The 11552-nt window shown below is 59.3% G+C and carries 11 protein-coding genes and 1 pseudogene; 3 read left to right on the forward strand and 9 right to left on the reverse strand.

What is annotated here, in order from left to right; translation table 11 throughout:
- Positions 1-221: 221 nt before the first annotated feature.
- From JCM12178_RS14975 to JCM12178_RS14995, 5 genes are read right to left on the reverse strand one after another with little or no spacing between them, the layout of a single operon-like run.
- A complete protein-coding gene (locus JCM12178_RS14975; RefSeq protein ID WP_054652531.1) occupies positions 222-527 on the reverse strand; it encodes a hypothetical protein in 306 nt (101 codons plus the stop codon).
- The gene (locus JCM12178_RS14980; protein ID WP_157054944.1) at positions 524-1123 is read right to left on the reverse strand and encodes a hypothetical protein; all 600 of its coding nucleotides are present in this window, start codon (positions 1121-1123) and stop codon (positions 524-526) included. The genes JCM12178_RS14975 and JCM12178_RS14980 overlap by 4 nt, the downstream gene beginning before the upstream one ends.
- 38 nt (positions 1124-1161) lie before the next feature.
- Complete coding sequence (locus JCM12178_RS14985; protein ID WP_054652535.1) at positions 1162-1608, reverse strand: universal stress protein; 447 nt, start codon at positions 1606-1608, stop codon at positions 1162-1164.
- A 56-nt stretch (positions 1609-1664) separates the two neighbouring features.
- Positions 1665-1853, reverse strand: coding sequence for a hypothetical protein (locus JCM12178_RS14990; protein ID WP_054652537.1), 189 nt, complete (start codon positions 1851-1853; stop codon positions 1665-1667).
- Between the two features lie 12 nt (positions 1854-1865).
- Positions 1866-3497 carry a YeiH family protein gene (locus JCM12178_RS14995; protein WP_054652539.1) on the reverse strand — a complete coding sequence of 544 codons (1632 nt, stop codon included), beginning with the start codon at positions 3495-3497 and terminating at the stop codon, positions 1866-1868.
- A 254-nt stretch (positions 3498-3751) separates the two neighbouring features.
- Here JCM12178_RS14995 and JCM12178_RS15000 point away from each other — a divergent pair, with 254 nt between their 5' ends.
- From JCM12178_RS15000 to JCM12178_RS15010, 3 genes are all read left to right on the forward strand, one after another.
- Positions 3752-6145, forward strand: coding sequence for a c-type heme family protein (locus JCM12178_RS15000; RefSeq protein WP_054652542.1), 2394 nt, complete (start codon positions 3752-3754; stop codon positions 6143-6145).
- A gap of 12 nt (positions 6146-6157) precedes the next feature.
- Positions 6158-7546, forward strand: a complete 1389-nt coding sequence (locus JCM12178_RS15005; protein ID WP_054652544.1) for a sigma-54-dependent transcriptional regulator — start codon at positions 6158-6160, stop codon at positions 7544-7546.
- Positions 7547-7628: 82 nt separating this feature from the next.
- Positions 7629-9125, forward strand: coding sequence for a sensor domain-containing diguanylate cyclase (locus tag JCM12178_RS15010; RefSeq protein WP_054652546.1), 1497 nt, complete (start codon positions 7629-7631; stop codon positions 9123-9125).
- Here the strand turns inward: JCM12178_RS15010 and JCM12178_RS15015 are convergent.
- The 4 genes and pseudogenes from JCM12178_RS15015 to JCM12178_RS15030 all read right to left on the reverse strand — a co-directional run.
- Positions 9112-9527: pseudogene (locus tag JCM12178_RS15015) on the reverse strand (MarR family winged helix-turn-helix transcriptional regulator). The gene JCM12178_RS15010 and the pseudogene JCM12178_RS15015 overlap by 14 nt on opposite strands.
- A complete protein-coding gene (locus JCM12178_RS15020) occupies positions 9524-10282 on the reverse strand; it encodes an urease accessory protein UreH domain-containing protein (RefSeq protein WP_054652548.1) in 759 nt (252 codons plus the stop codon). Before JCM12178_RS15020 ends, JCM12178_RS15015 begins: the two are co-directional and overlap by 4 nt.
- A gap of 102 nt (positions 10283-10384) precedes the next feature.
- Positions 10385-10705 (reverse strand): hypothetical protein, encoded by a 321-nt coding sequence (locus JCM12178_RS15025; protein ID WP_157054945.1) that lies wholly within the window; start codon positions 10703-10705, stop codon positions 10385-10387.
- A gap of 127 nt (positions 10706-10832) precedes the next feature.
- Positions 10833-11552 (reverse strand): ABC transporter permease (locus tag JCM12178_RS15030; RefSeq protein WP_054652552.1); only part of this gene is annotated, 720 nt, incomplete at its 5' end.

Here is an 11552-nt window from a genome sequence, read left to right on the forward strand (position 1 = left end):
GACTTAAAGGCGTTTGTGCTACGTGAAAGCTGTATGTCATCGGCTAGCCTCGCCGAAGGCAAACCAAAGCGTTTTGGGATTCTTAAACCCTTTTGGAAAAGGGTTTAAGCCCCCGGAGGGCCGCCGGAGGCACTAATAAACCAGCTATATACAAAGGGGTGAGGGGAGGGGCGAGAGGGGGCGTGCCCCTCCCTCGGGGCTGCGGTATGGATGGATATTTTTTAAAAACCGGGCTGGCTTTCCACTTCGGGGTCGCGGTAGGCGCGGGTGTCGTTACGCTTCCACCATGCGTAGCCGAGGGCTGTGGTGAAGGCGGTTGCGGCCCAGATGAGGAGCACGGGGTGGGACCATTGGATGTCGAGCCACCAGTCGCCGTTGGTGTCGTGCAGGACGGTCAGGAAGCGGCCGGGGAGGTCCATGGATATGGCGAGGTACTGGTAGACCAGCATGAAGCCCATGGAGAGGTAGCTGATGGCTCCGAGGCCGACGAAAAAGTGCCAGAAAGGCATGGAACGGTTTTCGTTCATGGGGTTCCTCCGGTATTTGCGTAAAAGTAGAAACCGACGCCAAGCACGATGATGAGCAGCACTTCCAGCAGGGTGAGCTTGAACATGAACGCGCAGATGCGGCGTTGGGTCGGGTTCATGCGCAGCATCACTTTGTTCATGAAGAAGCGGAAAAAGCGGTTGCGGACGGTGTCGGCGGTGAAGAGTCTGTAGTACTCGCGAATGCTTGGCAGCCAGTGGCGTAGAAGGGTGTCGATTTGTTCCGATGAGGGCGCGTTTTCGCCGAAGGGTGTGTATTCGTAGGCGAGTGCGGTGTTTTTGCCGTTATCTTCGGAGCGGGCATGGATGGCGAGATCGACGCCGTTGAAGGTGACCTTCCAGTGGTTTTGTCCGTGTTCGATGCTGGCGCGCAGGGTGAACTGGCGGTCTGTGAGGATGTCGTCGATGTCGTAGCGGCTGCCGTCGCCGGGGATGTCGTATTCGGTGTAGCCGTCGTTTTCCTCGATGTGCCAGTGCGGGTTGAGGCGCATGGCGCGCATGGAGTCCAGTCCGTCCCAGAATTGTTGGTTCCAGGGCAGGTTAAGCGGCATCCAGGTCATGGTTTTATCGGTACTCATGGCGGCTATCGTATCGTCGAGAAAGCGCATTGCAATGATTACGGTGCGATCACGAGCGGGCAGGGCAGCAGCGGGTGCAGCTCCTTGGCCGTGACGCGGTCCTTGAAGCCCGGTGCCTGCTTTTTCTGGCGGGCGCCGATGACGAGCACGTCGGCTTCGGTTTTGCGGGCAGCTTCTGCGATTGCTTCGTGGGGTTTGCCCACGGTGCAGAGAAAATCCGGTTCGAGGTCGGCCAGGTCCTTGCGGATGCGTGTGTGCAGGCGTTCCACTTCGGCACTGATCTGGCCCTCCACATAGCTGCCGAAGGTGTTTCGGGTGGTGGAGGTGTTCAGCCAGTCGTCGCAGGTCATGTCTTTCCAGGCCTCGTTTGCCACGCTGAGGACGAGGAGCCGGGCACCGGTTTTTCGTGCCCAGTCTGCGGCGAGGGCTTCGGCCTGTTGTGCGCCGGGAGTGCCGTGGGTGGCCAGAAGTATCGTGTTGAACATGTTTCGACCCCGTTGGGATCGGGGGGAGCGCGGACGCTCCCCCCGGTTGTATCGGTTTATGCGAGCCACTTCGTGAACAGCAGCACGAAGAAGGTGACGATGAGCACGAGGACGAGGGCGGTCAGGTCTTCGTTCTTTTCGGAGGCGAAGACGGAGAGCGCGCGTTCTTCGTTATCCTGCTGGTCGGAATCGACGGAGGGCGAAACCGGGCAGTTCTCTTTTTCAAGTTTCACGTTTTCTTCCATTATTTCTCCTCCTTACTTAAGGACGACGTCCTTGACGAAGTACATGACGACGATGAAGGACAGGGTCGCCTTTGTCACGCCGGAGATGGCACCCATGACGAGGGGCCAGCCGCCGGCCTGAGCGATGGACTTGCGGGTGATCTGCATGCCGAGGCCGATGAGGCCGTATGCGAAGAACCAGACCATGGCGTCGGTCAGGGTCACGATGGTCTTGGATTTCTTGTGAACCTGCTTGACCGCGTGCTTGACTGCGGACTTCACGTCGCTGCTGATGGTGATTTCCTTGCCTTTTTCGCGGGCGAGGATGGATTCGAGTCCGGCCATGCGCTTGCGGGCGGTGGCGTCGAACATGTCTTTGTTGTCGCGGTCTTCGAAGTTACCGGCGATCTGGTGCTGCTTGACGAGGTCGTTGTAGGCAGCCTGTTCTTCCGGGGTCAGGCCTTCGAGTTTGGCGTTCTTGAGAACGACCAGCTCTTCGGGGGTGACTTCGGTGCGCTGGTTGTAGCTGAAGTCAAGGTACTTGCCCTTGTAGTGGCCCGGGGGCGAGAAGAGGCCGAAGGAGGACATGGCGAAGAGCAGCAGGAAGCCGATGATGAAGATGGGGAACTTGTCGATGACAACTTCCTTGAAGGACAGCTTCTGGCCTGCGGCCTTGCCGTACCAGCTTGCCAGCACCAGAACGATGATGGGCAGGAACAGCACGCGGGTGATGTTGAAGATTTCACCGACTTTGAGGGTCTTGATGTCCACGGCGTTGAAGGCGAGGCAGGCTGCGGCGACCTGAGCGGAGTTCAGGATGCCGGTACCGGCCCATGCGCCGAACTGGGTGGCGTTCATGCCCACGATTTTCCCGATGGTGGGGAAGGCGAACATGCAGAGAATGCCGAAGCCGAGGATGGTACCGATGGTGTAGGCCATCTCGGAGCAGCGGGCCTTGACGACCGGGGCGCAGGCCACGGTGGCGGAGACGCCGCAGACACCCATGCCTGCGGAGAGTACGCCGGTCATGGACTTGGGCTGCTTGAACACCTTGCCGAGGAAGAGCACGAAGAACACGGTGCCGAGGACGAAGAAGCCGATCATCCAGACAGAGACCATGCCCAGCTTGGCCAGCTCCGCAAAGGAGTAGCGCGCGCCGAGCAGGATGACGCCCATCTTCAGCACGAACCGTGCGGTCTTGACGCCTGATGCGGCGAATTTCGGAATGCCCCAACTGTTGGTGATGATGATGCCGACGAGGATGCCGAGAACAACGTAGTTGAGGTTCAGCACTTTGTGGATCTTGAATCCAAGCACCGGCACGAGGGACTTGGACATCATGACCACGATGGGCTCGGCGATCCAGCGGATGCCCATGGCCAGCATGACGATGAACAGGATGCCCGGGATGGTCTCGAGCACGAAGGTGTCGAGGTTGGTCATGGGTTTGTTCATGCGGGTGCTGCGCAGCATGGCGGTCAGGATGCCGATGCCGCCGAAGGTGAAGCCGAGGATTTCCATCAGGTCCACCTGTTTGTGGACGTGAAGGGCCTTGAGCATCGGGGTCAGCGCCCCGGACGCAACAAGTGCGCCGTAGAGCAGCAGCAGGCCGCTCAGAATCCATACGGGGACGTTGCTGGGACGTCCGAGATCAGAACTTGCCATAAAACTCCTCCCCTGGAGGTTTAAGGTTGAAACTAAAGTTGCGGCCCCTAAGGCAAGCTCTGTGCCAGAAATGTTACAGTGATAACATGCTGAAATTATTAGCGGTGAAAAAAGATGAGTAGACCATTGTCGCAAACTTTGGTTAGCAGGTGTTGCTGCGTGTTTGCGTTTCCTGCTTATTTCGCAGCACCCTTGCCACAAAAGTGCTCAGGTCTTATCATGGACCTCTTGCAATTTCGTTTTCTGGAGAAATTATGATCAATCTTCGCCCCCAGACCTTGCAGGTCAAGTTCCTTCTGGGGCTTGGCGCAATCGTGCTGATAATGGGCATATTCTTTTCGGCGAGCATGTACTTCCACCTGAAGTCATTGCTCGACTCCGAGGTCAGGGACCGGGCCGAGCTGGCGCTCGCGCAGGTGGATTCCGTGCAACGGTACGTGCGCGAGGACCTGCGGCCCAAGATGTTCTCGGTGCTGCCGCAGGACGAGTTTGTCATCGAAGCCATGAGCTCATCGTACATTTCGCGTAATGTCATGGACCGTGTGGCCCCGGAAAACGGCGATGTGCTGTACCGCCGCGTGTCCGTCAACGCACGAAATCCCGACTACGAAGCGCAGGGCGTGGAGCTGGAGCTTCTGGAGCGGTTCCGGAAACATCCCGATGAGCAGTCCTGGCAGGGATACAAGAAGATCGACGGAACCGAGTATTTCATCACTTCTCGGCCGGTCATCTTCAAGAAACAGTGCATGTACTGCCACGGCACTCCCGAGGAAGCGCCCAGGATTCTGCTTGACCGCTACGGCACGGAACGCGGCTTTGGCCGTAAACTCGGTGCACTGGACGGCGTGGACCTTGTCGGCTTTCCGGTGGATGACGCCGTGACGCAGATACGGGACGCCACGGTGGGATATGTCGGCATCTACGGCGCGGGCATGTTCGTCTTTTTCGCCATCGTGCAGGGTTTCTTCAACCGCCTTGTCACCGCCAACCTCAAGCGGTTGACCCGTGTTTTCCGCGAGCGGTTCAGCGACAAGGAGGAGATCAAGGCCCTCGATCGCATGGAGCATTCGGACGAGATCGACGAGATGGTCCACGGCATGGAAGAGTTGGGTGATCACCTGCTGACCGTGCAGGAACAGCTGCGCGACAACGCCGCCAACCTTGAAAGGACCGTGGCCCAGCGCACTGCACAGCTCAGTCGGGAGGCCTTTGAGCGCAAGGCGGACGTCACGCTTTTCGTGCGCCTGCTTGATGCGCTGAACCGAAGCCAGTCCCGCAAGGAGATGTGGACCACCTGTCTGCCGCTGCTGGCCGAGCGATTCCACGCGCAGGGCGCGGCCTTTACCTGTATGCTGGCTTCCCAGAACAAGTACTTCTGGCCAGAGGAGGCCTCGATTCCCGCGCTCCCGGACAATTGGAAGGACGTTCTGGTGGATGGGGAACCCTACCCCAGTGAACAGTCCGTGCTTATCCCGGTGGGCGCGACCTCGGCGGCGTCCGAAGGGCTGCTGACCCTCTGGTGGGATACCGCCGTCTTCTTTGAGGACAAGGACCACGACATCATGCGCGCGCTGGGAACGCAGCTCGGCATTGCCATGGAGAACATCGGCGCGCTGGACAACCTGCTCAACCAGAAGGACATGCTTCAGTCCATTGTCGAGGGAATCGCCGACCCGCTGTTGCTGCTTGAAGGTTCCTGCTCCGTGGTGGTGGCGAACTTCGCTGCCCGCAAGCTGGCCGATGACGTTGCCTCCGGCAATGAGTCCGGGCTGTTGCCCATTCTCTTTGCCGAGCACGAGGACGAGTGCCCCTTCCGTCAGGCGCTGACCAAGGGCCTTTCCTATACGCAGGAAGTGGCCGTGGACGGTCGCCAGTTCGTGGTCAGCCTGTATCCGGTGGGCGGCGACTCCCGAGCCGTGGCCTATGTCCGCGAAGTCACTGCCGAGCGGCAGATGATGGCCCAGATTCGCCAGAGCGAGAAGCTGGCGACCGTCGGCCGTTTTGCCGCAGGGCTGGCGCACGAGATGAACAATCCCCTCGGCGTCATCAAATGCTACGGCGAACTGCTGAAGAACGGCCCGTGCGGCGAGGAGATTCGCGGCGATACCGATGTCATTCTCAAGCATGCCACGCAGGCCCAGAACGTGTTGCAGGACCTGCTTGACTTTGCCCGGCCCGGCAAGACGGACGGGGCCACCGTGGACATCCGTCAGGGTGTCGAGGACATGGTCGGCGTGTTCGGTGTTCAGGCAAGGGCTTCGGATGTATCAGTGGGGCTTCACGTGGAGCCGGACTTCCCGGAGGTGAGCGTGGATCAGCAGGCGCTGCATCAGATCGTTTCCAACCTCTTCAACAACGCGCTGGACGCCGTGGGCTCCAACGGGGCAATCAGGTTCCGGCTGTTTGTGGATGAGGAGGAAATCCCCAGTCTCGAAGTCCGGGATAACGGGCCGGGGCTGCCGTCCGAGATCAAGGACAGCATCTTCGAGCCGTTCTTCACCACCAAGGATGTGGGCAAGGGGACCGGGTTGGGGCTGGCCGTTGTTTACGGCCTCCTTCAGGACATGGGCGGCAGTATCAAGGCATATGATGACGGCGGGGCCGTCTTTACCATACGTTTCGCTTCCCCGAAGCGGGACAAGGCATAAATCGGAAATGGAATGAAGGACAGTCACAGCATACTGGTCGTTGACGACGAAAAGGACTTCGCAAGCGGGATAGCGCGGCTGCTGGAGAGCCGCTTCCCCGGCGAAACCATAGCCGCCTGCCACTCCGGGGCCGAGGCGCTTGAGCACATGGAGGAGCATCCCTACGACGTGGTCTTCTCCGACCTGAAGATGCCCGGCATGGACGGGCTGGAGCTGGTGGAGCGTATGTGCGGCCGCTGGAGCGGGACCACCATGGTCATGCTTTCGGCCCACGGCACCATCGAGCAGGCCGTGCGTGCCCTCAAAAACGGCGCGTACGACTTTCTGACCAAGCCGGTGGAACCGGACGCGCTCTTCCGGGTGGCGGACAAGGCGCTGGAGCGCAGCCGTCTGCTCGGTGAGAACGCACGGCTCAAGACGCTTCTGGCCTGCCGGTCCGAGATGAACTGCCTCGTGGGCGACAGTCCCGCGATTCGGCATTTCAAGGACTCGCTGGCTGCGGTGGCGCAGTCGGATTACACCGTGTTGATCCTCGGCGAATCCGGCACAGGCAAGGAGCTTGCCGCAAGGGTGGTCCACAAGCTCAGCGCGCGGACGGAGAACCCCATGGTGGCGGTCAACTGTCCGGCCATCCCCGAGCAACTGCTGGAGAGCGAACTCTTCGGTCACGTCAAGGGTGCGTTTACCGGCGCGGACCGCGCACGCAAGGGGCTCTTCGTCAATGCCGAGGGCGGCAGCCTGCTGCTTGACGAGATCGGCGACCTGCCCATGGGGTTGCAGACCAAGCTGCTGCGCTGCCTGCAGGAGCAGGAAATCCGCCCGGTGGGCGCGAGCCGGAACATCCCCGTGAATGTTCGTATCCTTGCCAGCACCAATAGGGCCCTTGAGGAGCGCATTGCCGAGGGTGAGTTCCGGGAGGATCTCTTCTACCGGCTGAACGTGCTGACCGTGACCGTGCCGCCCCTGAGAGACCGCATTGAGGATATTCCGCTGTTGGCGCATCATTTCATTGAAGAGACGTGCCTTGAGCTGAAAGTGCCGCCCAAGGAGCCGACGCCGGAGGCCCTCAGTTATCTTGCGGCCCGGCCGTGGCCCGGAAACGTTCGGGAATTGCAAAACTTCGTGCGCAGGCTGGCCGTGTTCGCCACCGGCGACAGCATCGACATGTCGGTCGTTCGTATTGCCGAGAGCGGCGCGCCTTCGGATACCAATGGTGGGCTGGTTTCCTACAAGCAGGCCAAGGCCGCCGTGGTAGAGGACTTCACGCGGACCTATGTGCGCAAGCTGCTGGAGGCCACCACCGGAAATGTTTCCGAGGCTGCGCGCATCAGCGGTCTCAGCCGGGTCGCGCTGCAAAAAATACTCAAGCGACTGGAGATTTCGCCCGACAGATTCCGCTAGCGCATAACCCCCTTGACGCCCGCACATCCTGTTGCTTTAATGCTATTGTGGACAAATAGCCTTCAACTCGGGCGGGGCGGACGTGAATCCGAGTCAGGAAAAACATAGCATCGGCGGACGGAGCAGGCGGCTGCTCTTTCTTTCCGCGCTTGTGGCCGGGGCCTTGCTCGGGCTGGTGGTCGCGGTGTTTCTGTACGTCATGATAACAGGCTACCGGTCCGCAATCAGCGAGAGCCGCAACAACGTCCGATTCATATCAAGCCTTGCGGCGGCGCAGGTGGAGAAAACCCTCCTCGGCGTCGAGGAGGTCCTCAACGGCATAATCGTTGCCAGCAGTCTGCTTGGAAGCGACCATCAGGAACACGACCTTCAGTTCCGCAGGCTCATGGTCGCCATGCAAAAGGACAACTCCCATTTTCTGGACATGATGATTCTTGCATCTGACGGTTCCATGCTGCACCGGGCCGGGGGCGGGGGAGCTCTGCAGGTGGCGGAAAGGGCGTTTTACAGCGTCCATACTGACCGTTCCGTGGGACTTTTTGTCGGCAAGCCCTTCCAATCCGCGGCGCACGGGGGCAGGTGGTGCTTCGGGGTGAGCAAGGCGGTGCGAAGCCCCGAGGGGAAACTGCTGAAGGTGGTCACTGCGCTCGTTGATCTGGGGTCCATTCACCAAATGCTCTTTGATCTTGATTATCCGGAGGGCGCCACCTTGATGCTGGCCGATGCTGACGGATATGTTTATACGCGTGTGCCGGGGTATGAGCGGTTCGTGGGTACGGTGGTGCAGGACGTCAGAAATCGTGCCCTGAGTGAGCGGATTGACAACACGTTCATGGTTGTATCCCCGTTTGACGGGGTGGAGCGTGTGGTTGGGCTGACCCGGCTCGATGAATCACAGCTTCTCGTCTTTGCCAGCTTTTCAAAGGACAGCGTGCTTGCCTCATGGCGGCATGACACTCTTCTGGAGTCCCTTTTCGCCATTCCCATGGTGCTGGCCGTCATCGCTTTGAGTTTCCTGCTGTTGCGCGGTCAGGCGAGGCTTCAGGAGCAAAGTGAACGGCTTGCGGTCATGGCGTCTACTGATCCGTTGACCGGGATTCTTAACCGGCGGGCGTTCATGAGCCTTGCCAATCGCGAGTTCGGCAGGGCCAAACGCTATGGCGACAAGTGTGCCATGGTCATGCTGGACATAGACCATTTCAAGGTTGTCAACGACACGTACGGGCATGAAGCCGGTGATATGGCACTGGTCAAGATTGCCAACCTGCTCGAAAGCAATCTGCGCCGAGTGGACTCGGTTTGCCGTTTCGGGGGCGAGGAGTTCGCCATTTTACTGCCGGGAACTGATAAGGATGGAGCCCTCAGCGTTGCGGAAAAGCTTCGTAATGCCATTGAGGAGAGTTCTATCGTCAAGGTCGGCAAAGGCTTCAGCCTTACAGCCAGCTTTGGCACTTCCGCGATCCTTGAGAGTGATTTGTCCTTTGAGGAAGTCATCGCGCGGGCGGATGACGGTCTGTATCAGGCAAAGCGGGAAGACAGAAACAGGGTCTGCTGTCAGAAATCTCTTAAAACTCCCTGACGATCCTGCGAAGCAGTTCAGTAAACGCCGTCGTCTCCTCTGGCGTTAGGCCGGCGGTAAGGTCATCGGTCAACTGCTTATGCAGGTCGTCGTGTTCCCTGAATAGCTCCATGCCTGAGGGAGTGAGCGCCACGATGATGGAGCGTCTGTCGCTTTCGTGCCTGCGTCGCTCCACATGGCCGTTTCGGTTCAGCCTGTCCACCATGACCGTCAGCGTCCCGGTGGTCACGCCCATCCGCTGGGCCAGTTCCTTCATCCGCATGGGGCCGTTTGCCCGAGAATCTCGAGTGTGTGCATTTGCGGCAGGGTAAGCCCCTTGTCGCGCACGACGGCATGTTCCCACGACGAAAGGCGTTCGTAGAACTCGACGATCAGGTGCGAAAGGGCGTGGTCCTGACTCATACGATTCCTCCGTAACCGTCGATGTAGAAGGAGTAGAGGCCGAAGCATATGGTCATGAGGCCTGCCGTGCGCATAACGGCGGTCTCAATCCACGGTTTCTGCAGCGTCCGGATGAGTTCCGTTACCTTGTAGATGGCGAAGATGACCCCGGCGAGCGCCACCCCGGTACCGAAAGCGTAGGAGCCGAATACGGCCACGGATTTTGCCACGCTGCCGGAGTCGATGGCGTAGGAATACATGATGGCCACCGTCGGGCAGGGGACGATCATGTTCACGAAGCCGAGGGTTGCCAGTCCGTAGACCGTGGATTTGCGGGCCGAAAGTGGAGTATGGCAGGCGCAGGAGCCATGGTGGTGTGCATGGTCGTCATGATGATCGTGTTCGTGATGATGTCCGTGGTGGTCATGTCCATGATGGTCATGGTCGTGATCGTGGCTGTGCAACAGGTGCGGTTTCCAGATTAGGATTGCGCCAAGCACGACCAGAACGCCAGCGGTGACGATGTCCGCGATGTATCGGGCGCTGTCCGGGAGTCCGGCCGAGAAGAGGCCAAGGGCAACGGCGATGGCAATGCACCCGGCTGCAGTGCCTATGATGAACGCTGTGGTGAGTCGCGTTACCCGCCAGCCGTTGGCGTCGCCGCTTACGAACGGGGCAAGCACCAGCCAGGAATGTCCGCAGGGGTTGACGCCGTGAATGAGGCCGAGAACAAGGCTCGATTGGAGCGCGATGAGAAGAAGGCTATCAAGTTGCATGACGGTCCTTTTTGTTTGATGTTCAAAAAGAACTGCCTTCGAATTGTTTGAATGTCAAGGTAAGTGCGTATGAAGAAACAGGTGGTTTTTAAGTGTCCGATGTTAAAGCTTGTTTTTTGAGATTAGCTCGCAGAGCGCAGCTTCAAGCATGGCGTCCCAGTCATCAAAAGACGTGGTTTCACGAATAAAGGCGTCGAAACCGTTTTCGCGTGCGCTATCGATGTCGGCTTGCTTCTGAATGGTGTGTCCGCTCTTGGCAAAGAGTTCCTTGATGGATTTGCAGGACGTGAACCGGCAGATGAAGTCGTCGGGAAAGAGCGTTTTCAAAGAAGTGTTTTTCAGCTCTTCGACGGATTTCATGGATTCCGTGAGACTGTCGAACTCACGCTTAATCTGCTCGGTGTCCATGAAGGTGCAGTTCATGGCCATCTCCCCCTCTGTTTGCGTTACAGACAGGTCACACATGGAGTATTTTTTCTTTTGGGTCAACATTTCCCGGTCAGAACGGGGGATTCTCCCGGAAAAATGGGGGAGAGAGCGTTTGCCGACATTACATTCGCTGAAACGGAACCCCTAGAGATGCAGGTGCACTGCCTTTGCCGGATGTGGCGAAGGCCTTGACCAGCACCAGCACCGCGATGGTCAGCACGTAAGGCAGCATTTTCAGTATCCACGAGGGGATGAGTTCGGATCCGCCCGCTTCGAAATGCCATTGCAGCGCGGCAAGCGCGCCGAAGAGAAGAGCACCGAGCGCGGCACGGCCCGGACGCCAGCCGGAGAAGATGACCATGGCGATGGCGATCCAACCCTGACCCATGGTCATGCCGTCCTTCCAGCCCGGCGTGTAGGCCAGCGAAAGGTAGCAGCCGCCGAGCCCGGCCAGCAAGCCGCCGAAGAGTACGCAAGACCAGCGGACCAGCACCACGTTGACGCCCATGGCATCGGCTGCGGCCGCATCTTCGCCCACGGCCCGGATTTTCAGGCCGAGGCGGGTGTGAAAGAGTACCCACGCGGCCAGCGGCACCAGTATATACGCCAGGTAGGCCAGTTCGTTCTGACGGAAAAGGATGTTGCCGATGACCGGGATGTCAGACAGCCCCGGAACAGCCTCAAGCCCGAAACGCACGCCGCGAACGCCGATGATGGCCCGACCGAGAAATCCGGCCAGCCCTGCCCCGAGGATGGCTATGGCCAGCCCCGAGAGCGTTTGGTCCGATTTGAGGGTGATGGTGAAAAATGCGTGCAGCGCAGCCAGCGCGGCACCGGCCAG

The sequence above is a fragment of the Salidesulfovibrio brasiliensis JCM 12178 genome (genome assembly GCF_001311825.1).
Taxonomy (GTDB): domain Bacteria; phylum Desulfobacterota; class Desulfovibrionia; order Desulfovibrionales; family Desulfovibrionaceae; genus Pseudodesulfovibrio; species Pseudodesulfovibrio brasiliensis.